This window comes from Kordia sp. SMS9 (assembly GCF_003352465.1).
In the GTDB taxonomy this organism is placed as follows: domain Bacteria; phylum Bacteroidota; class Bacteroidia; order Flavobacteriales; family Flavobacteriaceae; genus Kordia.
The window spans coordinates 4,248,942-4,272,383 of record NZ_CP031153.1 but is presented as its reverse complement, the minus strand read 5'-3'; the positions used below and the strand labels follow the sequence as shown (position 1 = coordinate 4,272,383).

Annotated in this window: 21 protein-coding genes; 13 read left to right on the top strand and 8 right to left on the bottom strand. The window is 36.2% G+C overall.

Annotation, left to right across the window (positions count from 1 at the left end; genetic code table 11):
- Positions 1–56: 56 nt before the first annotated feature.
- From KORDIASMS9_RS18095 to KORDIASMS9_RS18075, 6 genes are all read right to left on the bottom strand, one after another.
- Complete coding sequence (locus tag KORDIASMS9_RS18095; protein ID WP_240321078.1) at positions 57–2,429, bottom strand: penicillin acylase family protein; 2,373 nt, start codon at positions 2,427–2,429, stop codon at positions 57–59.
- A gap of 68 nt (positions 2,430–2,497) precedes the next feature.
- The gene (locus KORDIASMS9_RS18090; RefSeq protein ID WP_114904197.1) at positions 2,498–3,178 is read right to left on the bottom strand and encodes a glycerophosphodiester phosphodiesterase family protein; all 681 of its coding nucleotides are present in this window, start codon (positions 3,176–3,178) and stop codon (positions 2,498–2,500) included.
- A gap of 4 nt (positions 3,179–3,182) precedes the next feature.
- Positions 3,183–3,881, bottom strand: coding sequence for a hypothetical protein (locus KORDIASMS9_RS18085; protein WP_114904196.1), 699 nt, complete (start codon positions 3,879–3,881; stop codon positions 3,183–3,185).
- Between the two features lie 460 nt (positions 3,882–4,341).
- Complete coding sequence (locus KORDIASMS9_RS23430; RefSeq protein WP_162820034.1) at positions 4,342–4,497, bottom strand: hypothetical protein; 156 nt, start codon at positions 4,495–4,497, stop codon at positions 4,342–4,344.
- 181 nt (positions 4,498–4,678) lie between these two features.
- Complete coding sequence (locus KORDIASMS9_RS18080) at positions 4,679–5,068, bottom strand: Rid family detoxifying hydrolase (protein ID WP_114905285.1); 390 nt, start codon at positions 5,066–5,068, stop codon at positions 4,679–4,681.
- 143 nt (positions 5,069–5,211) lie between these two features.
- Positions 5,212–7,884: a putative LPS assembly protein LptD gene (locus KORDIASMS9_RS18075; protein WP_114904195.1), complete on the bottom strand. Its 2,673-nt coding sequence runs from the start codon at positions 7,882–7,884 to the stop codon at positions 5,212–5,214.
- 332 nt (positions 7,885–8,216) lie between these two features.
- Between KORDIASMS9_RS18075 and KORDIASMS9_RS18070 the strand changes: the two genes are divergently transcribed.
- The 9 genes from KORDIASMS9_RS18070 (at position 8,217) to KORDIASMS9_RS18030 (ending at position 15,295) form a co-directional block, all read left to right on the top strand.
- Positions 8,217–9,302, top strand: a complete 1,086-nt coding sequence (locus KORDIASMS9_RS18070; protein ID WP_240321188.1) for an N-acetylmuramoyl-L-alanine amidase — start codon at positions 8,217–8,219, stop codon at positions 9,300–9,302.
- Between the two features lie 63 nt (positions 9,303–9,365).
- Positions 9,366–10,325, top strand: a complete 960-nt coding sequence (locus KORDIASMS9_RS18065) for an MlaD family protein (protein WP_114904193.1) — start codon at positions 9,366–9,368, stop codon at positions 10,323–10,325.
- A gap of 34 nt (positions 10,326–10,359) precedes the next feature.
- Positions 10,360–11,679, top strand: a complete 1,320-nt coding sequence (locus KORDIASMS9_RS18060) for a (Fe-S)-binding protein (RefSeq protein WP_114904192.1) — start codon at positions 10,360–10,362, stop codon at positions 11,677–11,679.
- A 21-nt stretch (positions 11,680–11,700) separates the two neighbouring features.
- Positions 11,701–12,480, top strand: coding sequence for a (Fe-S)-binding protein (locus tag KORDIASMS9_RS18055; RefSeq protein ID WP_114904191.1), 780 nt, complete (start codon positions 11,701–11,703; stop codon positions 12,478–12,480).
- A 1-nt stretch (position 12,481) separates the two neighbouring features.
- Complete coding sequence (locus tag KORDIASMS9_RS18050) at positions 12,482–13,120, top strand: hypothetical protein (protein ID WP_162820033.1); 639 nt, start codon at positions 12,482–12,484, stop codon at positions 13,118–13,120.
- Between the two features lie 6 nt (positions 13,121–13,126).
- Complete coding sequence (locus KORDIASMS9_RS18045) at positions 13,127–13,612, top strand: ABC transporter ATPase (RefSeq protein ID WP_114904189.1); 486 nt, start codon at positions 13,127–13,129, stop codon at positions 13,610–13,612.
- A gap of 190 nt (positions 13,613–13,802) precedes the next feature.
- The gene (locus KORDIASMS9_RS18040; protein ID WP_114904188.1) at positions 13,803–14,084 is read left to right on the top strand and encodes a DUF5004 domain-containing protein; all 282 of its coding nucleotides are present in this window, start codon (positions 13,803–13,805) and stop codon (positions 14,082–14,084) included.
- A gap of 116 nt (positions 14,085–14,200) precedes the next feature.
- A complete protein-coding gene (locus KORDIASMS9_RS18035; RefSeq protein ID WP_114904187.1) occupies positions 14,201–14,830 on the top strand; it encodes a hypothetical protein in 630 nt (209 codons plus the stop codon).
- Between the two features lie 261 nt (positions 14,831–15,091).
- The gene (locus KORDIASMS9_RS18030) at positions 15,092–15,295 is read left to right on the top strand and encodes a hypothetical protein (protein WP_114904186.1); all 204 of its coding nucleotides are present in this window, start codon (positions 15,092–15,094) and stop codon (positions 15,293–15,295) included.
- Between the two features lie 190 nt (positions 15,296–15,485).
- On the opposite strand, the gene KORDIASMS9_RS23425 is transcribed toward KORDIASMS9_RS18030, so the two are convergent.
- A complete protein-coding gene (locus tag KORDIASMS9_RS23425; protein ID WP_162820032.1) occupies positions 15,486–15,647 on the bottom strand; it encodes a hypothetical protein in 162 nt (53 codons plus the stop codon).
- Positions 15,648–15,952: 305 nt separating this feature from the next.
- Between KORDIASMS9_RS23425 and KORDIASMS9_RS18025 the strand changes: the two genes are divergently transcribed.
- The 3 genes from KORDIASMS9_RS18025 (at position 15,953) to bshA (ending at position 20,593) form a co-directional block, all read left to right on the top strand.
- On the top strand, positions 15,953–16,387 hold the full coding sequence (locus KORDIASMS9_RS18025) for a hypothetical protein (protein ID WP_114904185.1): 435 nt from the start codon (positions 15,953–15,955) through the stop codon (positions 16,385–16,387).
- Between the two features lie 154 nt (positions 16,388–16,541).
- A complete protein-coding gene (locus KORDIASMS9_RS18020) occupies positions 16,542–19,454 on the top strand; it encodes a glycoside hydrolase family 3 N-terminal domain-containing protein (RefSeq protein WP_114904184.1) in 2,913 nt (970 codons plus the stop codon).
- 11 nt (positions 19,455–19,465) lie between these two features.
- Positions 19,466–20,593 carry an N-acetyl-alpha-D-glucosaminyl L-malate synthase BshA gene (bshA, locus tag KORDIASMS9_RS18015; protein WP_114904183.1) on the top strand — a complete coding sequence of 376 codons (1,128 nt, stop codon included), beginning with the start codon at positions 19,466–19,468 and terminating at the stop codon, positions 20,591–20,593.
- A 665-nt stretch (positions 20,594–21,258) separates the two neighbouring features.
- Here the strand turns inward: bshA and msrB are convergent.
- Complete coding sequence (msrB, locus tag KORDIASMS9_RS18010) at positions 21,259–21,702, bottom strand: peptide-methionine (R)-S-oxide reductase MsrB (protein WP_114905284.1); 444 nt, start codon at positions 21,700–21,702, stop codon at positions 21,259–21,261.
- Positions 21,703–22,251: 549 nt separating this feature from the next.
- Between msrB and KORDIASMS9_RS18000 the strand changes: the two genes are divergently transcribed.
- Positions 22,252–22,953, top strand: a complete 702-nt coding sequence (locus KORDIASMS9_RS18000; protein ID WP_114904181.1) for a Bax inhibitor-1 family protein — start codon at positions 22,252–22,254, stop codon at positions 22,951–22,953.
- Positions 22,954–23,442 lie beyond the last annotated feature (489 nt).

Genomic DNA, 23,442 nt, shown 5'->3' with positions numbered 1-23,442 from the left:
TACACTGCGGAAAAGAAAAGTATCAAACTGATTTTTTTATATAGAACTCACATTATTTATTTAAGTATCAACGTGTTTTTAGCTGTTTTTTTAATTTCTTCTGTGTTCATCAGCATCTTTCGGAATTTTCCTTGTACATACATTTCCGCTTGATCGTCGTAATGATCGCTAAACGGATTTCCAGATTGCCCTGTTGGTAAAATACTCATGCTGTTTTCAATATCGGAAAAATCAACCACACGGCGCGTGGAAGGTCCAAAATAGACTTTGTATTCCCCAGATTCATCATAATGAAAGCCTAAATTATTGATCACTTCACTAGTTCCTCCAATTTCATACGGACCTACATTAAAATATGGGCGCAACATGTCTACTTGTCCAATAGGATGCGGATGTTCTACGGTATGCACTGTATTCCAAGTCCAACTGTTGATATCTGAACCAAATTGTGTTTCCAACAAAACCACCGTTTCTTTAAATGATTTTATTAGAATATCTCTGCGAGTTTCTTTCGTTTCTGTAGCAACATCATCATACCAAATAGATTCTTGGTAGAGCAGTGGCGCTATAAAACGTTTGGAAATATGTGCTTTCAAAAGCTGGTCTAAGGTTTCTTTGCCCAACTCGTCAATAAAAGTATTTTTTAGGTATTGATAGATGAACCTATGATATATTGTTGGCGCAATATCCGTTAATTGATTGTCACCATTCCAGTGTTGAAGTGCTGTGATGACTTCTTTTTCTTTCGCAGAAAAATCAGCATCCGAAAGTACGTTCAATACTTCTTGAATGGCTGCTGCATGTACGTTTGACGTGACATCGAGCAACATGTTCATCATATCTTTTTTTGTGAATTGATCGTTGGCTTCCACCATTTCCACAATGCGTTTGGCTCTGTTTTCGGGTAAATAATAACCTGGATACAAACTTCCGTTGATGCTATCGGGCTGATTGTTGGCAGAATACACATAATTCCACGGAGGATTGGTCGCGCGCGGATTTTCGGAACTATCCATCAAGCGAATTGGTTCATCTTTTCCAGAAGCACCATCTAAAATTAATTTTGGATTTACATGAGCAGGTCGTTCAATTAATTGTCCTGCGGCATACCAACCAATATGATCTTCTGCATCGCCATACATAATATTCAATCCTGGCGCATGAATTTTAGGAATACTTTTTTCAAATTCTGTCTGATTGTTTGCGTGCGACATTAAATAACAGGCTTCCAACAATTCATTTTTTTGTTGTGTATAAATCCACGACATGGCAACAGGTTGTTCAAAGTCAATTCCGTTGGCGATTCCGTTTAAAATTGGTCCGTGTTTGCTTCTTTTCACTGTAAGTGTCACATCATCACCATCGTTTACTTTGATCGTTTTGGTAACAGTTTCATAGTCTACGTAACCTGTAGGCGTTTTATATTGTTTCGCGTTCGCGGGATTGTTCTCTTCCCAATAAAAATCAACATCATCATTTTGAAACATGGTCATTCCATACGCAATTTTGCGATTGTGTGCCAATAATGGAAATGGCGTTCCTGCCAAGTGGTAACCATACGCTTCGTAGGTTGGTGTATGCACATGCGCTTCATACCAAACGGAAGGTTGTGCAAATCCGATATGCGGATCGTTGGCAAAAAGTACTTTTCCTGTCGCGGTTTTTTGTGGTGCCAATATCCAACTATTGCTTCCAATGAATTGTGGAATTGGCAAGGGTTTCAATGCTTTATCAACGGCAGTTACTAAGGTGTTTTTAACCTTGGCAGTATCTTTCTTTGGGAAATTGTGCAGAAGTGTTGTATTGGGATTGATTTCCATGCCTAAATCTTTTAGATATGCATCGCCTAATTTTTGTTGAATACTTGTGAGAAGCGGATCTGTTTTGTGTGCCATCGCAAAGCTGAATGCCATGTAGCCAAAGATGTTATGAATGTCTTTGATGGTAAATTCCGCTTTGTCAATTCCCGTAAGGTAAAATTCAACCGGAGTTGCACCGTGTTCTACAAATTCATTAATTCCGTCAATATACGCTTGAGCTAATTGGTAACTTTTTGAGTTTTTATCAATCGTTTGCATGGTTCTCTCCGAAGCTTCATCAATACCAATGGCAGCAAAAAAACGATCGGTATCCACCATGACATCACCAAATACTTCGGACAATCGTGCAGGCGCAATTCTGCGAATGACTTCCATTTGCCACAACCGATCTTGTGCGTGTACAAAACCTAATGCGGTAAACGCGTCTTCTTCGTTTTGTGCATAAATATGTGGAATTCCATACGTATCGTAATGAATGGTGACTTCTTCTTGGATGTGTTCAATATCGAAACTTCCGTCGTAGGTTGGGAGTAAGGTTCTGTAAAATATATATCCCGCAATGAGGATAATCAGTAACACAATTCCGATGATTTTGGCAGCTTTTTTCAAGGGTTGTAGTTTTGCTTAAAACTACGAAAAATTGTTTACATTATTCTGTTTGTTTTTTGAAGATATTTCTAGTTTTCTTTTTGAATAAAAAGGTTTGGATAATTGGTTATTATACCAAATGGCTTCATTTTGGCAGCAATCTGCATTTCAACTTCCGTATTTACGGTGTAAAAAATTAATTTTCTTTTTTGGTTTTTTGTGACTTTTTCAAGACTATCATTCAACGTTTCAATACTGGTAACTACAAAGTCAGGATTCACTTTTTGCAAATAATCACTAAATAAAACAGGAACTCCTTCTAACATGATGGCAGTTTGAATACGTGGATTTTCCTCTTTTATTTTTCTAATATTTTCATGAAAAAAGGAGCCAATTATAAATTGAGTATAGTCTAATTTTTTTAGTAATAAAGCTTTTGCTAATAGGACTGACGTATCTGTTTTGGCTTCCACAATTAGTTTGATATTCTTGTTTTTTATTAAAGGAAGAATTTCTGCTAAAAGTGGAATAGAACTTCCATTATGTAACCTAATTTTTTGTAATTTTTCATAAGTCACTTCCTTAATAAACCCTTTTTCATGCGAAACTCTTTCGAGGTAAGGATCATGAAATACGACTAATTGATTGTCGAAAGTTTCTCTTACATCAATTTCAATATACTTGACTCCAATTTCAATGGCTGCCTTTATACTTTCTATTGTATTCTCTAATTCAACACCTGCTGCACCTCGATGCCCAATAATCTCCATACGTTTATAATTTTTTGTTATTGTTCATTGATTCAGCGTTCATCCAATAATAATCGAACCAACTTTTGAAAAAGTTAAAATAGTGCTTATTCAAATCAGAGCTATTATCTTTTTTTAAATAAAGATACGGAAAGACGCCACCGTGTAATTTTTTGTTGACAATTTCTGTAAAACCTAAAAATAAATGTTCATTATTTATAATAAATCCATGAATCAATGGAGGAGAAGAATACTTTTTAATTTCGAGGGTGAAATTATGATAATTTTCTTGTATGATTTTTTGAGCTATATCCATTGATGCATGTAATACTGACGATTGAATATTACTTTTACCATTAATAATGGACTTAATAAATTCACTGTTGTCATCAATTATTAATGTTTTTAATTTAATTTCAACGATTAAATTTTTTTTGGAAGCAATTATTTTTTGATTAATCCATGGAATTACCGTTTCTAAATCGAGTCCTATATTGTTAATTTCTATTGTTTCTCCTTCCAAAGATAATCTTTCAATAATAGGCAATAGTCTCGTATTTAAAACATCTGTAGAATCATTAATTATTTCAAAATTATGTAGTGTTGTAATGTTTTTGAGTCTGCGTTTTTCATTTTTACGTTTATAATAGTAAGTAAAATATGCAGTTAATATTCCTGCGATTATTGTACACACCCCAAGAATAATATAGTTTAAGGTCTCCATAAGGTAATATTATTAAAAAGTGTTTTTAATTAAAATCCCCTATAAATGTAAGTTTTTTTTAATGTTATTATATGAAAATATTTTAAAAAATTGGTTCAACTTTTATCTTAGGGATAAAGATTTTTTTTTGAATATTAATTGAATATTCTAGAAACTACTAGGCTTTATAATTTTTGAGAGCAATTCGTTTTTTGGCACTTTAAAGCTGTCAATTACATAATTTAGACCAATGCATGTTGTTTTCATTTCATTTTTCGGTTATCTTTAAGTAGGATTAACTAAAAAATTTGAAATTGAAAATCCTCAGTTTATTTTAGGAGGAGAAGTAACTGCTTCCGCTACTGGAGATTCTAGGGCTGAATAGTTTTATACAGACTTCGGTTCATTTATAGAAGACTGAGGTACACAAACAAAAAATCCCAAGCAACTTGGGATTTTTTGTTTAATAGAACTGTCAATATTAACGACAATGACAAATGGAAGCAGGGCTAGAGCGTTCACAATTGGCACGCGTGTAATTGTTTTGAACAGGAAGTCCACCTTGAATTTGGCGAGCTTGAACGTTAGAAATCGCTACTTTGTTTAGTTTTAACAGATGTACGTGTATTTTTTTCATGATTTAAGTTTTTGATTTGATTTTAAAATTAGGAAAAATCGCTCGAGAACTTTGTAGTTTTTTTGTGGAATGATGAAACCATTGTATGAATGACATCAAAAACACTGTTTTCATTTTTTGATATAAAGTTTTTGTTTGTATCTTAAATACAGGCATTAATTAACGAAGTGCTCACTAGTAGTTATACACCTTCCACCGCAATCATAGAAATCTCCACGTTTACATACATTGGTAAGTTTCCAACTTCTACCGTTTCGCGTGCTGGCGCTGTGGCTTCATCAAAATACTGACCGTATATAGGATTAATTTTCTTAAAATCGTTCATGTTCTTAATGAAAATAGACGTTTTTACAACATTTTCAAAAGTCATATTCGCCGCAGCTAATACTGCTTTCATATTTTCCATCACTTGGGTCGTTTCTGCTTCAATAGAATCCATGACGAGTTCTTTCGTTTTTGGATCAATAGCAATTTGTCCTGATGTGTATAAAGTTCCATTAATGAGTATTGCCTGGTTGTACGGTCCAATAGGAGCCGGCGCATTTGGTGTAGAAATGATTTGTTTTGCCATGGTTGTTGTTTTTTTGCTAGTTGTTATTTTGTGGATTTGTCTTTTTGTGTATTCGATTAAAAGCAAACGACCTCTATATTCTAAATGCACATAGCGCGTCTAAGTAAGTCTAAGCAAGTCTAAGTAGTGTAACACCTGCTACATTACAACCTTCTATCTGGCTCACTACGCTGTTCCCACTTTACATCACGTAAAATAGATGCTTTAATTCCAATAAAGAAATACCAAGAAGCACGCGCACTAAACGGAACCCAATTAAAATTGATTCGCCAACTTTTCAAATCACGTTCAAAACGCATTTGTGTAAAGGTAAATCCTTGGTTTTTAAAGTCGTAACCAGACGAAACTCCCACTTTCCATTGTGGCGTAAGCTCTACGTTTCCAGAAAACATGATGGAATTGTTAGAAATTTCGTTTTGTCGATTGCTGTTGAGATAGGTAACCGTATAGGCGACTCGTAAATCCCACGGAATTTTGGCTCGATACGCTTCTACATCTTCCTTTTCTTCATCGTCATCACTATCATCATTAAAGGTTTGCCGATCACTAAAATCCTGTGCCTGACCAAACAAGTCATCGTCTCGTCCACCACTTCGCGTATTGTCAACTCCAGAACCGCCACCTTCAAAGTTTTTACTCGAAAAAGAATAATTCAAGTTCATGTTGGCACTCGTCAATCGGAATAAACTTCCACCATTATTAATATTAAATTTGTTAATACGCGTTCCTTGATTGTCAATGGCATACGGATCTAAATTAGCTCCAAAGTTTACGCTCAACTTATTGTTTAACAAAACGGTACTACCCGAAACTCGCACAGGCGACCACGCTAAGGAATCGGCGGCAATATTATAATTGGTTGAAAAGTTCAAACTATTTAGCAACATCACCTTTTTAGGTTCTGTTTGTGTAGAATCTTTGGGACGAATTTTAGCTTCTACCGTATTGGCAAGGTTCAACCCAATGGAACTTGCAAAATTTTGACTCGGCACCCCAAAAAGTCCGTCTTCAAAACGTGTGTATTGTTGTCTGGTTCCTTGTTCAGCATCAATAATATATTCGTCATAATACTGATCAAAAGCGGGATTGTAACTATAACTGATAGAAGGTCGCAACGTATGTCGAATGGCTTGAATTTTCTTATCTTCCCCACGATTAAAGGTACCGTATAAGGTAGTTCCCACACTGGCACTAAAGTTATAAGTTCTGTAGGAATCAAATCCGCTAATGGTATCTTTTACAGACTCAAATATTTCTCCTGTATCTTCATCTTCAAAGGCATTTGTACGATTTGTCGTTTGTAACGTCCAAACTTCATCATAATTTCCACCCAAACTCACACTAATATAATCGAATACTTTAAAGTTGGTACTGATCGGAATGGTATGTCGCATGCCCACTTTGGCATCGTTAAACATTTCTTTGGTAAAAAACAGAGAATCAGTAGTGCTAATTCTGTTTTCACCTCGTAAATTATACTGAAAGTTGATATTTTGTAACGCGCCTCTTTTCGGTTTGTCTTTTGGTGCGAATGGAAAAATACGCTCTACACTAGCCTGTAAGGTTGGTAGTGTAAGATTGACGCTTTCCGTTTGCGTATTTTGATTGTGTGTCGCTGTTAACGAAACATTGACCGATGGATACGAAGGAAATGTTTTTGAATACGAAACGGACGAATTCAAGGTATTATTCAGGAAATTTGGCGTATTCAATTGGTTGATCGATGCTTGAAAAAACTGGCTACTTCCTAAGTTTACCGAAGCAGAAAATCGCGAATTTGGATTGGCTTTCTGATCTTGATTGTGCGACCAGCGAATGTTGTAAATATTTGATTTGCTGTAGTCGGGAAAACCACGTTGACTGTTTATCACGGCTTCAAATCGCATGCTTAAATTTCCGCGAAAGCGATAGCGCAAGGCATAATTTGATTCAATTCGAAAGGCATAACTTCCATTCGTGTAATAATCGCCCAAGAGCGCCAAATCTACATAATCATTAATGGCAAAATAATAACCTCCATTTTGAAAGAAGTACCCACGACTGCTATTTTCTCCAAACGTTGGGAATATAAATCCAGAAGCTCTGTCGTCCGTCAGCGGAAAATAGGCAAACGGAAAACCAATCGGCGTTGGTACATCGGCGATATACATATTGGTTACTCCAGAAACAATCTTTTTGTTCGGCACTAATTTGATCTTTCGCGCTAAAAAATAATATTCAGGATTGTCAATATTTTTTGAAGTCGTAAACTTAGCGTTCTTAATAAAAATGACCGAATCGTTTTCCTTTTTGGTCAATTCTCCAAGAATCTGTGTGTTATTTTGTTCCGTTCGTGAATTCCAAATCAGTGCTTTTTCCGTATCAAAATTAAAGCGAATCGAATCGGGTTCTACCACACTATTGGCTTGTTTAAAATACGGCGCTTGCGAATATACACCTGCCGAATCTTTTAAACGCCCAGCATAGACTTCATTTTTTTCATAATTTAAAATGATGATTCCAGACTTTAGTTCCGTATCTTGATAGTAAATTTCAGCTTCATCATACAAAAGAATTTCTTTTTTGCGTTGGCTAATCTTTACATAATCTTTCGCTTTGTATTTTATTTGATCTAAAAGCAGTGGTTGTTTCTTGGGAAGCGAATCTTTTTGAATAGAATCGTTTTTCACCGAATCATTCACCTTGCGCGTTCCAAGCTTAATAGCGTCATCAACGTTTACCTTCACAGTATCCATTTCTTTTTCCTTTCCCTTTTCAGATTTGAAGGGAAGTTTCTTTCTCTCTGGAAGTTCTTGTGAAAAAGCAACGAAACTCATGAAAAGTAGGATCAGTTGTATTCCTATGTAAAATCTCTTTGTTTGCAATGGTGTAAGTCCTAAATCTTTATAATACACAAAAGAAAGGTTTCTTTTATGAATAATCAACTAACTTTTATATTTTCGTTTATCATACGAAAGGCGTAAAAGTATGGCTCAATATTTGAAGTGCCAAACCTAGTCGTGTATTTTTATCATACATTTATGATATTTTAATCATAATTAACACAATAAGGAACGCACAAATCGCATTATTATCTAATAAACGAATAGAAATTAACTTTATGTATAAATATTTTTCAATTTTAATTCTTTTTTTGGTTTCAACAACAATGGTTGTGGCAAATGAAATGACAGACGAAAACAAGCCAAAAAAGCGAAAACAGTTTGTAGTAATGATCGATCCTGGTCATGGCGGACGCGATACAGGAACGCCAGGAACCAAACGTTACAAAACCACGGAGAAAGATATTGCACTCGATGTTTCCTTGGCTTTGGGTAAAATGTTAGCCAAACTTCCCAATGTAAAAGTATTGTATACACGTACAGCAGATACATACCCAACTTTGAGTCAACGTGCAGTAATGACCAACAAGAAAAAAGCCGATTTGTTTATTTCAATTCACTGCAATGCGCAACCTAAAGGAAAAGGAACAGCGTACGGTTCAGAAACATTTGTATTGGGTTTAAGTAAAAACAAAGCTAACTTAGAAGTTGCCAAACGTGAAAACTCGGTGATCTTTATGGAAGACAACTATGAAGAAGTATATAAAGGTTTTGATCCAAATTCGCCAGAATCCTTAATCAGCTTGATCATTCTTCAAGAAGAATACTTAGATCAAAGCATCGAAATAGCTTCTTACATTCAAAAAGAATTCAAAGTCACCGCAAAGCGAAAAGACAGAGGTGTAAAGCAAGCAGGTTTTTGGGTATTATCAAAAACCTACATGCCAAGCGTATTGGTAGAACTCGGTTTCTTAACGCATAAAAAAGAGGAAGATTATTTAAACTCTAAACGAGGAAAAAAAATCATGACGACATCTTTATACAATGCAGTCAAAAAATACATAGAATTGCATTCTGAAACTGCGTATGAAGATGACGAGGAAGTGATTGTAGAAGCTACTGTTAGTAAAGAAACCTTACCTTCGCGCGTATTCAAAGGCATAACATTTAAAGTACAGTTATCGGCAAGCTCTAAAAAAATCGCTACAAAATCCTATAACTTTAAAGGACTCGATCAAATTTCCAGAGAAAAATCAGGAGGAATCTTTCGGTATTTCTACGGGAAAACTTCTGATTATGAGGAAATAAAGCGACTCAAAACTGTTGCCCAAAACAAAGGTTACACGGATTGTTATATTGTAGCTTTCAAAAAAGGAAAAAAGGTTCCTTTAAGTCAAGTATTGAATCAATAATAAATTAGACGTATTCTTAGTAAAAAAATAGCTAATTTTGTGAAGTTCACAAATACCCAGAAATTGAAAATATCTAAAGAAATTAAAACAGGCTTACTGGCCATTACTGCATTAGCCCTGTTATACGTTGGAATTAGTTACTTAATGTCAAAATCTGTTTTTTCAGATGCGAGAGTGTTTTATGCAGAATACAACGATGTTGGTGGTTTGGTTCCTTCTACGAAAGTAATGATTAATGGTTATCAAGTTGGAAAAGTTGAAGACATTCAATTGCAACCTACGGGAAAATCAATAGTTACCTTAGCCATCAATCATGATTTTAAGTTCTCCAAAAACAGTACGGTGCAACTCCAAGAAAATGGTTTTATTGGCGGAAAATCGTTGTCAATTTTACTCAAACAAGACAATTCGGCAATAGCAGTTTCCGGAGATACACTCCGCGCGGAAGTTCGTCCAGGCATGATGGATGATATTAAAAATCAACTCGTGCCAATTCAAGCAAAAGTAGAACGCATGATTGTCAGCGCAGATTCGTTATTGACAGCAGTGAATACAATTTTAGATGTTGAATCGCGACAAAAAATCAAAAACAGCATTACAGAATTAAATTCGACCATTTCAAACTTTAAAAAAGCCTCTGGAACGTTCAATTCCATTCTTGAAAATAACAAACAAAAGCTGGACAGTGCTATGACGAATGTCAACACGATAACGGCAAACTTCTCCAAAGTATCGGACTCCTTAGCAAATATTGAATTCAACAAAACGGTAAAGCAATTACAATCCACCATACAAGGATTTGACAACATCATTGCAGGGATTGAAAACGGAGAAGGTTCAGTAGGTAAACTATTGAAAGAAGATGATCTTTACGACAATCTTACGGGCATGACTTTACAAATGGAACAATTGCTAGAAGACATGAAGTTGAATCCGAAACGATATGTACATTTCTCTCTATTTGGAAAAAAAGCAAAAAAATACACACCTCCAAAAGAAGAAAACGAAGAAAAGAAAGACTAAGCATAACACCTAACTAACAAAAGATTGACTACTTATGGAGTACATTCCTAATATTCTATTTGCCATACTTCTCATTGCTGGCGTAGGCTATTTTACAAAAAATGTTCGAAAACTAACCAGAAACATCAAGCTTGGAAGAGATGTAGATCGTTCTGATAACAAATCGGAACGTTGGAAAAACATGGCGATGATCGCACTAGGACAATCCAAAATGGTGCGTCGCCCAATCGCAGGACTCTTACACATTATAGTATATGTAGGGTTTGTCATCATCAATATTGAAGTGTTAGAAATCATTATTGACGGACTTTTTGGAACGCATCGTATCTTTGAAACTGTTATTGGCGAAACGGTATATGGTTTCTTAATAGGAAGCTTTGAAATATTGGCAGTAGCCGTATTGGTAACAGTGATTATCTTCTGGCTGCGCCGAAATGTCATCAAACTCAAACGTTTTTTAAGTGCCGAAATGAAAGGTTGGCCCAAAAGCGATGGAAATATCATTCTCTATTTTGAAGTCGTATTAATGACTTTATTCTTGGTGATGAATGCTTCTGATATTCCATTTCAAGAAGCAGGTCATGGAAATGTCATCAGTCAATACTTATATCCTTTATTTGAAGGTACTGAAAATATAGAAATGGCAAACATGGTAGAACGTACTGCTTGGTGGTTGCACATTGCAGGAATCTTAATTTTCTTAAATTATCTGTACTACTCAAAGCATTTACACATTCTATTAGCATTCCCAAATACGTGGTATGCCAACTTAAAACCGAAAGGTGAATTTGTCAATGATGCCGCCGTTACCAAAGAAGTCATGTTAATGATGGATCCGAATGCAGATCCGTTTGCCGCTCCCGCAGAAGGAGAAGACGAAGGCGAACCTGAAAAATTTGGCGCTTCTGACGTGCAAGACTTGCATTGGGTACAATTGATGAACTCGTATACCTGTACCGAATGCGGGCGTTGTACCAGCGAATGTCCTGCCAATCAAACAGGAAAAAAACTATCGCCACGTAAAATCATGATGGATACGAGAGATCGTCTCGAAGAAGTCGGAAAAAACATTGACGCAAACAACGGAACTTTTGTAGACGATGGCAAAGCGCTCCTCAACGATTATATCACACCAGAAGAATTATGGGCATGTACTTCGTGTAATGCCTGTGTAGAAGCCTGTCCTGTAAACATTGATCCGTTATCTATCATTATAGAAATGCGAAAATACTTAGTCATGGAACAATCAGCTGCACCATCCGAACTAAACGTGATGATGGGGAACATTGAAAACAATGGAGCGCCTTGGCCATACAACCAAATGGACCGACTAAACTGGAAAGACGAAAACTAATACAACTAAAAAAATACGAAGATGAAAGTACCTACAATGGCAGAATACATGGCGGAAGGCAAACAACCTGAAGTACTTTTTTGGGTGGGTTGCGCAGGAAGTTTTGACGACAGAGCCAAAAAAATAACCAAAGCGTTTGTAAAAATCCTAAACAATGCAAATGTTGAGTTTGCAGTATTAGGCGCAGAAGAAAGTTGTACAGGAGATCCTGCCAAACGTGCCGGAAACGAATTTTTATTTCAAATGCAAGCCGTTACGAATATTGAAGTGATGAATGCGTATGAAGTAAAAAAAGTAGTCACCGCATGTCCGCATTGTTTCAATACGATCAAAAATGAATATCCTTCTTTGGGAGGAAACTACGATGTAGTACACCATACACAATTCCTAAAATCATTGTTAGACGATGGCCGTTTAACGATTGAAGGTGGACACTTCAAAGGGAAACGTATCACATTTCATGATCCTTGCTATTTAGGCCGTGCCAATGATGTATATGAAGCACCAAGAGAATTGATCCGTAAATTGGATGTGGAACTGGTAGAAATGAAAAACTGCCGCAAAAAAGGACTTTGCTGTGGCGCAGGTGGCGCACAAATGTTTAAAGATGCCGAACCTGGCAACAAAGAAGTAAACATTGAACGTACCGAGCAAGCACTAGAAGTACAACCAGATATCATTGCTGCGGGTTGTCCTTTTTGCAATACCATGATGACGGACGGAATTAAAAACAAAGAAAAAGAAGATAGCATTGTGGTACAAGATATCGCAGAGCTTATTGCAAACGCACAAGACTTATAATATGAAGAAAATTAGCATATTACTTATTATGTGTATGACAATGATTGTCAACGCACAAGATAAAGATACAAAAGATAAAGTATTAGAAGACGTCACCAATGATGTCTGTGCATGTATTTCTGAGAAAGTAGATGAAGGCATTTCACAAAAAGACATTGAAGTACAACTAGGATTGTGTTTGATCAACTCGTATGGAAAGTTTAAAGCGCGTATAGACAAATACATGAATGTTAGCTTTGATGATGCAACGTCTATGGAAAAGTTTGGTCAAGAAATCGGGATGAAAATGATCACGGTTTGCCCAGATACCTTTATGTCTTTTGCCAAAGATATCATTGAAGAAGAAGTAGAAAACTACAATGCTTCAGATGAAACAACACCTGTATTCACAGTGGTTTCTGGAGAAGCAGTAAAATTGGTCAATGATCAGTTCAATGTGCTTAGCTTTAAAGGAACCAACAAAAGAATGTACAAATTTTTGTGGTTAGAATATTTTGAAGGACAAGAGTTATTGAGCGATATGAAAGACCTCAAAAAGAAACAATTAGAAATTTCTTTTGAAAGCATAGAAATGTACGATCCAAAATTAAAAGACTATCGTACGTACAAAGTATTGCGAAAAATTGAAGTTGTAAACTAAAAAATCATGCTTGTAGAATTTGACAACATATCCGATGAAGCCAGAGTTTGGATTTACCAAGCCAATCGATCTTTCAGTGAAGTAGAGTTGGAGGAAATCAAAGCAAAACTATCCAACTTTATCACACAGTGGACGGCACACGGAAGCGATTTAGAAGCGGCGTTCGACATCAAGTACAAACGTTTCATCATTCTGGCGGTAGACCAAGAAAAGCAATCTGCAACAGGTTGTTCCATTGATGCATCTGTACACTTTATTCAACAATTAGAAAAAGAGTACAATGTTGATTTGATGGACAAAATGAACGTATCCTACAAACAAGGAGAATACGTGGCGTATAAAGACCTAAAAGCGTTTCGTAAAATGGCAAAAGACAGAGCCGTGACAGGAAACACCATCGTATTCAACAATTTGGTAGCTACCAAAGCAGAATTTCTAGAAAACTGGGAAGTACCAGCCAAAGAGAGTTGGCACGGACGTTTTTTAAACTAAAAACACAAACTCCAAAATACATAAAGATGCACCGAAACGTGCATCTTTTTTTCTATTCGACATTTTGATGACACGAGTTTTTTGATTAATTTATATTACAATAGAAACAAAAAATTTCAAACTTGTATCATCATTCATTAATTATATGCACAAACTTTTCCTCACTTATATAATAATTAGCTTCTTTTGTTTGACTTCCACTGATATCTCTGGAAAATATCAAATAGAAAGCCAACGTTCATTTGACACACTTGAATTAAAAAATGATGGCACATACGAATATAAATCTCGTGGCGACAGTTGTTGGCTTTGGCATCAATTCACAGGAACATGGAAACTAACAAAAGAAACCTTAATTCTATATCGAACGAATCCACTTCATGAGGAATATCATTTTTCGTATAAAAATGGTGTCGTAACTTCGATAAAGTTTCCGCATGTTGCTGAAAAAAGCACCTATAAAAAGCTGTAGCAGGAAACATATATCTAATAGTACTGTGAGTTTCATGTAAAAACTTATCTGCCTGAACGCAGTTGAGCACTGAAACTATGCTATTCTTGTTACAAACTCATTAAAACAAGCTGTAGATGAAAAGCACAAAAAACATACGAAGGCTGTTACCAACTTTTGGAATTTTAATTTTTATAGGCGTTTCTTTCTATGCTGCGAGCTTATATCCTGGCGGCTCACAAGTTGACGCAAACGCTGAAGGATTTGATTGCTTCAATAACTATTGGTGCAATTTAATGAGCGAAAAAGGGGAGAATGGAGTAGAAAACCCTGCAAGATGGGTGGCTATTGCTTCCATGGCGTTTCTGTGTGCAAGTATGATACTATTCTTCTTTTACTTTGCAACTACTTTTGAAAAAAACAATCTATGGAAACGCACCATTAAAATTTCAGGAGCCGTATCCATGTCCGCTGGTGCACTTATTTTTACAACCTATCACGATGTCATGACGACAATTTTAAGTGTTTTTGGAACTTTGGTCATCATAGCATTACTTCGAACACTTTACAAAAGAAACATGATGTTTTACATGGTCAGTGGAGTTGTTTGTATCATTTTAATAGTCCTTAACAACTTATTTTATTATACAGAAAGTTTACTTCCATACTTGCCAACTACACAAAAAATCACCTTTATATTGATACTTGCGTGGACCATTGCACTGAACTTTAAAATGATTCAGAATAAAATGGTAGTAAAATATTAACCATTTTTCAATCACAGTTATGTCCAACGAACTTTGCTTCCCTTCATAAAAACTTTAATATGCTACATTTCTTACATATAAATAATATACTTCAGTTTTACTTATAACAAAAAGAAAATCAGTTACTTATAATTATATGTTAAAAAATTAATGACTACACTTTCTTTTTTCATGTGCAAGTGATTTAAAAGTAAATTAAGTATGGAATAACCGTAATGCGCTGGTTTTCATATCATTTATCTTTGTAAAAAAATAATAATTATGAAAAAGAAAAATTTAAACGCAAAGTTAGCATTAAAGAAGAATTTAGTATCTAATTTACAGGCAGAAACTGTAAAAGGAGCAGGAACAAACATTTGTTCTGGAACACAAGATACATGTATCAATTGTCAAGGACCAACCAAAGAATGGCCATGTCCAACACCAACAAGAGGTGATTGGACTTGTGGATGTCCAGATCAATAAGAAGTATTTTATCCTATTTCAATATGTTTATAATGAACAATTCCGAAAAGTTTGTTCATTAGTTGGATAAAAGTAAAAAGCCTTGCACTGTACAGCGCAAGGCTTTTTTTGTGAAATAAAATATACAGATAAACACAAACACAATAGTTGTCAAACAAGATCAACTAATATGTTGCTCATTAAATTGGTATTAGGCTAATACCGCATTGCCAAATTGATACATAGGATCATTGCGCATTCGTTGGTAAATCTCGCTATCAACCGTGACAGGAATGTCTAAATGCGGGAGTTTGATTTGATAGCTTTCTCCTTTTTTGGTAAGTAATTGAACTCTTACAGGTTGTTTCTCCATAATCTATTAAATTAAAAAAGTTAAACCAATTAAAAATACAAATACAAAAAAGCAAGAGATATGCCATTTTGTATGACTAAATTTAAAAAAAGATTTTAAAGAAACAAAAGGTAAATTGCTGTCAAAATGACACTATCACTGCAATGAACTACAAAATCACAAAATGATATGTGATAAAAATGACAGTTTTTTCTAAAAAAAGAATAGCCACAATAACTTAAAAAGGAGCGTGTCGGTGTTGGCACTTTTTTTGTAATTTTATGAATACTTTAAACTTATTGTGTAACTGTTTAATTAGAAATATCATGAAATATCTATCCTATGTATGTGTGTTTTTGACGTTTCTCACAACGCAAACACTACAAGCACAAACGCAAAACGAACAAAAGCAAAACGAACCCGACGAACGTATCGAAGTTCACAGAGAATATGACGAAAATGGAAATCTCATCCGATTTGACTCAGTGTATTCCTATTCGTATTCAAGCGGAAACCTCAAAGGACATTCGTTAAAGTTAGATTCGATGATGAAAAACTTCTTTCCAAGAGAATTCTCCAACTTCTTTCCTAAAATGGAAATGCAACCGTTTCAAAGTCCATTCAGCTTTTTCAAAGAGCAGCAAAATCTAGATTCTATTTGGAAACAACGACTGAAAATGCAGCAAGATTTCATTCAAAAATACCTAAAACGCTCTGAAAAATCACAAGAAAAGAAACTCCCAACGCAAACGAAAATATAAAAATCATATACTCAAAATTAAAAAGTCTTGTTAAATTACAACAAGACTTTTTTGTGTCCCATAAAGTCTGTACATTTAATCTAATAATGTAAAAGAAGTACAAATGGCATCTTTTTTGTCATACATGTACCATCAATGTTAGTGAACAATCCCTATGAATAAATACAGCACGATACTCCTTATTATAGTATCTATCTTTATAACTGGCGCACAGCAATCGCGTTACATCGACATACAACAATTTGAAGCTCAAGAAAAATGGGTAGACAGTCTGTACACAAACATGACGCAAACAGAACGGTTGGGACAACTATTTACCATTGCCGCGTATTCCAACAAAGGACTTGCCGCAGATAACAGAGTCAAACTGCAAATCATGAAACAACACGTTGGTGGCGTGCTTTTTATGGGCGGAAATCCAACACATCAAGTGGAATTGACGAATCAATTTCAAAAAATATCCAAAGTTCCATTGCTCATTGCAATGGACGCCGAATGGGATTATGGCAAAAAACTCGATTCTGCACACAGTTATCCAAACAATTTATTGCTTGGCGCGATTCAAGAGGATACAATCATAGCACAAATTGGACAACGCATTGGACAACACAGCAAACAATTAGGCGTACATGTTGTATTTGCGCCTGTGCCAGTCGTACAAACGGAAAACAATCGTACTATGGTCGGAAACCGCTCGTACGGAACAAACATTGCGCAAGTGACCAACAAAGTCACTGCATTTACAAAAGGAATTCAAAGCACAGGAACCATAGCGGCAGCCAAATACTTTCCAAGTATTCACAATACTATAACAGCAAAAGAACAACTTCCAGAACTCACACTATCCGCGGAACAATTGGACAGTATTCAATTGCCAGCGTACAAAGCACTTATTGACAACAATATTGGCGCGGTACAAACGTCACACATAAAAGTACCAAGTATAACCTCTATTGCCAGCGCACCAGCATCTTTATCGTATAATGTAGTCACCAAAACATTAAAACAAGAACTTGGCTTTCAAGGCTTAACGTTTTCTGCACCGTTAAATAACAAAATGCTCCGAGAAGGCAAAGAACCTGGCGAAGTCGAATTGGCAGCTTTCATTGCAGGAAATGATGTGTTGCTGTTGCCAGAAGATGTGCCTGCTGTCATTGAAAAATTTGAAGAAGCACTACAACAAGGACGTATCAAAGAAGCGCGCGTTTCTCGTGCAGTAAAAAAAATACTGCGTGCCAAATACAAGCTCGGTTTAGCCACGTTTGAACCGTTACAGGAAGCTTCTATCGTAGACGCAATTGCCAACGGAAAAGACAAAGCCTTGCATTACAAAGCGGTCAAACATGCCGTAACAGCCATCAAAGTAGATGCGGACATCTTACCGATAAAAGACTTATCAAAAGAAAAAATAGCCTACATCAAAATGGGCAAGGCAGACGAGCATGTCTTTCTAAACACCTTGCGCAAATACGCCGCCATTGACGTTATTAAAGAAAACAACTTAGCCGATTTGGTAGCACAACTCAACGGATATTCTACCATCATTGTCGGATTGCATACTTCGGATGCAACGCCAATGGAAAACGATACCTTTACGGACAAAGAAATTGTGTGGCTGCAAGAACTATCACGAAATAACAACATCATCTTAAATGTCTTTGCGAGTCCGCACAGTCTCACTAAAATCAAAAGTTTTACCAATATCAATACGATGTTGGTTTCTTATCAAAACAGTGTGGAAGCGCAAGAAATATCAGCACAAATCATCTTTGGCGCGTTAACAGCACAAGGGAAATTGCCGGTAGCCATTGGAGATGAATTCCCAATAGGAACAGGATTTCAAACCACTACCTTAGCGCGTTTAGCGTATGACATTCCTGAAGCTGTCGGAATCAATTCTAAAAAACTGCACCGAATAGATTCACTTGCCAACTTGGTGGTTTCTGAAAAAATGGCGCCAGGAGCACAACTACTCATCGCCCGAAAGGGAAAAATCATTTACAATAAAAACTTTGGCTATCACACGTATGCTAAAAAGAAAAAAGTAACCGATCACGATTTATACGATGTCGCTTCTATGACCAAAATATTAGCAACATTGCCGTTAGTCATGCAATTGGAAGAAAACAAAAAACTCTCATTAAGTTCTCGATTAGGAAACTTATTGCCAGAATTCAAAGGAACCAACAAGGACAAGCTGAAAATCGTCGAAATCTTATCGCACTATGCGCGCTTAAAATCGTGGATTCCTTTCTATGTAAATACCTTGGACACGGTAACAAAGAAGCCTGCTAAAAAATGGTACAGTCGTAAAAAATCAAAAAAATATACGGTCAAAGTTGCGGAAAATCTCTACATGAACACGGAATACAAAGATTCGATAATGCAGCGTATTATTGACAGTGACTTATTAAAACGAAAAAAATACAAATACAGCGACTTGCCGTTTTACATTCTAAAAGACTATGTAGAAACGACTTACAAATCGAATTTAAACGCGTTGACACAACAATATTTCTACAAATCGTTAGGCGCGCACCGAACCACGTACAATCCGTTGGAAAAATTTTCAAAAAAAGTGATAGTTCCTTCTGAAAAAGACGACTACTATCGCAACCAAGTGTTGCAAGGCTACGTACATGATATGGGCGCAGCGATGCAAGGCGGAATCGGCGGACATGCAGGATTGTTTAGTACGGCAAACGATGTGGCAAAAATGATGCAAATGTACATGCAAGGTGGTACTTATGGCAATGTGCAGTATTTGAATTCGGCTACTATTGACAAGTTTAACAATTGTTACTATTGCCATAAAGACAACCGACGTGGCGTTGGATTTGACAAACCGCAGTTGAGTGATGTAGGACCAACCTGTGGTTGTGTTTCCATGAAAAGCTTTGGACATTCTGGATTTACAGGAACCTACACGTGGGCAGATCCAGAAGAAGAAATAGTTTACGTATTTTTGTCAAACAGAACCTTTCCGACGATGTCGAACCGAAAACTAATAAAAACTGATATACGAACCAAAATTCAACAGCTCATATACGATGCTATTGAAGAGTAAACTGACTTAATTTGAAAATAGCAATTGTATGTTATCCAACCTTTGGTGGTAGTGGCGTTGTCGCGACCGAGCTAGGAATTGCCTTGGCGAACCGAGGACACGAAATACATTTTATAACGTATAAGCAGCCTGTTCGTTTGGCTTTATTAGGCGAAAACATTCACTTTCACGAAGTATTTGTACCCGAATATCCGTTGTTTCATTACCAACCGTATGAACTTGCTTTATCGAGCAAATTGGTCGATATGGTGAAACTACATAATATTGATTTATTGCACGTACACTACGCCATTCCGCATGCGTATGCAGGATATATGGCAAAAAAAATGTTGGCAGAAGAAGGCATCACCATTCCGATGGTAACTACCTTGCACGGAACAGATATTACCTTAGTGGGAAGTCATCCGTTTTACAAACCTGCGGTGACATTTAGCATCAACAAATCGGATGTGGTTACATCGGTTTCAGAAAGTTTGAAGCAAGATACGTTGCGTTTATTCAACATTAAAGGCGAAATTGATGTCATTCCGAATTTTATAGATGCTTCTAAATACGATCACGGATTTACCGATTGTCAACGTAGTTTGATGGCGCATGAAGATGAAAAAATCATCACACATATTAGTAACTTCCGCAAAGTAAAACGCATTGATGATGTAGTAAAGATCTTTTTCGAAATACAAAAAGAAATTCCTGCCAAACTCATGATGGTGGGCGAAGGTCCTGAAAAAGAATCGGCAGAACTTCTATGTGAAGAATTGGGCATTTGGAGTAAAGTCAATTTCTTAGGAAACAGTAATGAAATCGATAAAATCCTTTGTTTCTCCGATTTATTCTTATTACCCTCAGAAACCGAAAGTTTCGGATTGGCGGCGTTGGAAGCAATGATTTCTTCCGTTCCTGTCATATCTAGCAATACTGGAGGAATTCCAGAAGTGAATGTACATGGAGTTTCGGGCTATTTAAGCAATGTGGGAGACGTACAAGACATGTCGCGCAATGCCTTAAAAATTTTAAAAGACGACAAAGAACTAGAAAAATTCAAAGCAGCCGCTAAAGAACAGGCATTACAATTTGACATCAATAAAATTGTGCCTGTGTATGAGTTTATTTATCAAAAGGCTTTTGAGATGGCGTGACTTCGACTCCGCTCAGTCACCGCCAGATACTTTTGCTTCACTTTGTTTGCAATGACGAATCCAAAAAAAATTTAAAATAAATACGTCACTGCGAGGAGTAAGCGACGTGGCAGTCCGTGTATTGTAAAACGCAATCGTTATTTAAAGTCACAGATTGCTTCACTACGTTCGCAATGACGGATCGAAAAAATTTATAATAAATACGTCACTGCGAGGAGTATGCGACGCGGTAATCCGTGTATTGTAAAACGCAATCGTTATTTGAAGTCACAGATTGCTTCACTACGTTCGCAATGACGGATCGAAAAAAAATTAAAATAAATACGTCACTGCGAGGAGTAAGCGACGTGGCAGTCCGTGTATTGTAAAACGCAATCGTTATTTGAAGGCGCAGATTGCTTCACTTTGTTCGCAATAACAAATCAAATTGTAGACTGAGCCTGTCGAATCATTCTCAATGACAAATCAAATTGTAGACTGAGCCTGTCGAATCATTCTCAATGACAAATCAAATTGTAGACTGCGCCTGTCGAATCATTCGCAATGACAAATCAAATTGTAGACTGAGCCTGTCGAATCATTCTCAATGACAAATCAAATTGTAGACTGAGCCTGTCGAGTCATTCTCAATGACAAATCAAATTGTAGACTGAGCCTGTCGAAGTCTACTCTTCCAACACCAGCGACTCCGAATTGATACAAAAGCGCAAGCCACTCGGTTCGGGACCATCAGGGAATACGTGTCCTAAATGCGCATCGCAGGTACTGCAAGTCACTTCTACGCGTACCATGCCATACGAGGTATCTTTAATATAATCAATCACATTGTCTTTTACAGGTTCTGTAAAACTTGGCCAGCCACTGCTGGATTCAAATTTTAAATTGGAATCAAACAACGGTGTGTTACAACAGACACAATTATATACTCCCGGATCGTAGCGACTGCAATGATCTCCAGAAAAGGCGCGCTCTGTTCCTTTCTGTCGCGTTATGTAATACTGTTCCGCAGTTAATTGCGCTTTCCATTCCGCTTCTGTTTTTTCTACCCGTATATCTGGTTTCTTATTTCCATGTGTCGCGTAGTGTATGATATCTTTCCAAGTAAGCATATTTCTTTCTTTTTGCAAAGATAGGGATTTTGGGTGTTAGGTGTTGGGTTTTACAACTGGTAAACTAAAGGGTGAATTTTGATGAGACTTCTGCGATCAACGTGTCCTAACTTTACGAAACATGCTTTTAATACGTTTGATGTTTTTTTGATGTTGTTGTCTAATTTTACTAGTATTCATGCGCTTTTGTATCGCATTAGTTTGTCGTTTGTGCTGTTTTTTAATTTTACTATTCTTTACGAGATTTCTCAGTCGATTCGTTTGTCGTTTGTGTTGTCTGCGTATTTTACTTCCTGCGGTTGTCATATCTTTTTGATTTAAGTTCTTATACCATTTTAAATATAAATTGGTATTACTTAAAATACAAAAAAACGAAGAGATTTCAAAATAAACCACTGTTATTTAGTGTATTACGTATTTTTTTGTGTTTTAAAATAGTGTAAGTAATCGCTAGAATTAAGTATAAAATTAACAAGTATTTTACGTTTAACAATTGCAGAGTTAAAAACAAAATAGTACATTTGAGTAATTATAAAAAAACCGAAACAGATGGAAGAATTCAAACAAATATTACCTGTAAGCGCCTTAGCAGAAGATAAAAAAGTAGCGTTTTACAAAAAAACATATACTTACCTTGCTTTTTCAGTACTACTATTCGTAGTGGTTGAATACTTATTTTTACAATCAGAATTTATTGTGAATATAGGGTTGCAAATGATACAAGGATGGACATGGCTGATTGTTTTAGGATTATTTATGCTCGCTACCAACTATGCAGAAAAAATGGCGTTGAAAAGCAATGATAAAACGACGCATCATATTGCGCTATTTTTATATGTGATTGCAGAAGCATTCATTTTTGTACCGCTTATTTTTATTGCATTACAGTATACAGCCGCAACAGGAACAGATGTATTATCACAAGCAGGAATCATGACTTTGGCTTTGTTCACAGGATTGTCTGCCATTGTATTGATGACCAAAAAAGATTTCTCATTCTTAGGATCTATCTTAACTATTGGAACTTTCTTAGCCATCGGATTGATTGTAGCAGGAATGCTTTTCGGATTCCACTTAGGATTGTGGTTTAGCGTAGGAATGGTCGTATTGGCTTCAGGTTCTATCTTATACCAAACTTCTAATATGGTACACAAATACCATGAAGAGCAATATGTAGCAGCTTCTTTAGGATTGTTTGCTTCGTTGATGTTATTGTTCTGGTACATCATCAGCATCTTTATGAGTGAATAAATAAAATACACTTTATATATCAAAAACCGTCTTACAGTATTGTGAGACGGTTTTTTTTTACATTGAGCGGAGTCGAAATGTTGTGTTTAGATTCGGCTTCGCCTTTTGGTATTTTCAAATTTCGACATTGAATTAGAAACGTCACTGCGTACTTCGATTTACTGAGCATACATGGCGTTTGCGCCGTGGCAGTCGGTGTATTGTAGAACGAGCGTGTTTTTTGAAGTCACAGGTTGCGCGTCACTTGCGTTCCGTAAAGACGTATTATATGGTATTTTCAAATTAACAAATCTATAATCAGAGAAGTTTAAGAGTTTAAGAGTTTAAGAGTTTATAAGTTTAAAAGTTTATGCTATGAAACAAACAGTCAATACATAACGCAACTCACAACCGACAACAATAAAAACGAAATATAAAATGTAAAACGCTAAATTTAAAATGTAAAAGTGTTTTCCCAACACCTGTCACATCGAGCGGAGTCGAGATGCA

What these genes read in the sequence shown, in the direction of transcription:
- KORDIASMS9_RS18090 (WP_114904197.1), bottom strand. Translation starts at nt 3,178, where the DNA reads ATGGAGATTATTGGGCATCGAGGTGCAGCAGGTGTTGAATTAGAGAAT.
- KORDIASMS9_RS18085 (WP_114904196.1), bottom strand. Translation starts at nt 3,881, where the DNA reads ATGGAGACCTTAAACTATATTATTCTTGGGGTGTGTACAATAATCGCA.
- KORDIASMS9_RS23430 (WP_162820034.1), bottom strand. Translation starts at nt 4,497, where the DNA reads ATGAAAAAAATACACGTACATCTGTTAAAACTAAACAAAGTAGCGATT.
- KORDIASMS9_RS18080 (WP_114905285.1), bottom strand. Translation starts at nt 5,068, where the DNA reads ATGGCAAAACAAATCATTTCTACACCAAATGCGCCGGCTCCTATTGGA.
- KORDIASMS9_RS18075 (WP_114904195.1), bottom strand. Translation starts at nt 7,884, where the DNA reads ATGAGTTTCGTTGCTTTTTCACAAGAACTTCCAGAGAGAAAGAAACTT.
- KORDIASMS9_RS18070 (WP_240321188.1), top strand. Translation starts at nt 8,217, where the DNA reads ATGGTTGTGGCAAATGAAATGACAGACGAAAACAAGCCAAAAAAGCGA.
- KORDIASMS9_RS18060 (WP_114904192.1), top strand. Translation starts at nt 10,360, where the DNA reads ATGGAGTACATTCCTAATATTCTATTTGCCATACTTCTCATTGCTGGC.
- KORDIASMS9_RS18055 (WP_114904191.1), top strand. Translation starts at nt 11,701, where the DNA reads ATGAAAGTACCTACAATGGCAGAATACATGGCGGAAGGCAAACAACCT.
- KORDIASMS9_RS18050 (WP_162820033.1), top strand. Translation starts at nt 12,482, where the DNA reads ATGAAGAAAATTAGCATATTACTTATTATGTGTATGACAATGATTGTC.
- KORDIASMS9_RS18045 (WP_114904189.1), top strand. Translation starts at nt 13,127, where the DNA reads ATGCTTGTAGAATTTGACAACATATCCGATGAAGCCAGAGTTTGGATT.
- KORDIASMS9_RS18035 (WP_114904187.1), top strand. Translation starts at nt 14,201, where the DNA reads ATGAAAAGCACAAAAAACATACGAAGGCTGTTACCAACTTTTGGAATT.
- KORDIASMS9_RS18030 (WP_114904186.1), top strand. Translation starts at nt 15,092, where the DNA reads ATGAAAAAGAAAAATTTAAACGCAAAGTTAGCATTAAAGAAGAATTTA.
- KORDIASMS9_RS23425 (WP_162820032.1), bottom strand. Translation starts at nt 15,647, where the DNA reads ATGGAGAAACAACCTGTAAGAGTTCAATTACTTACCAAAAAAGGAGAA.
- KORDIASMS9_RS18025 (WP_114904185.1), top strand. Translation starts at nt 15,953, where the DNA reads ATGAAATATCTATCCTATGTATGTGTGTTTTTGACGTTTCTCACAACG.
- KORDIASMS9_RS18020 (WP_114904184.1), top strand. Translation starts at nt 16,542, where the DNA reads ATGAATAAATACAGCACGATACTCCTTATTATAGTATCTATCTTTATA.
- msrB (WP_114905284.1), bottom strand. Translation starts at nt 21,702, where the DNA reads ATGCTTACTTGGAAAGATATCATACACTACGCGACACATGGAAATAAG.
- KORDIASMS9_RS18000 (WP_114904181.1), top strand. Translation starts at nt 22,252, where the DNA reads ATGGAAGAATTCAAACAAATATTACCTGTAAGCGCCTTAGCAGAAGAT.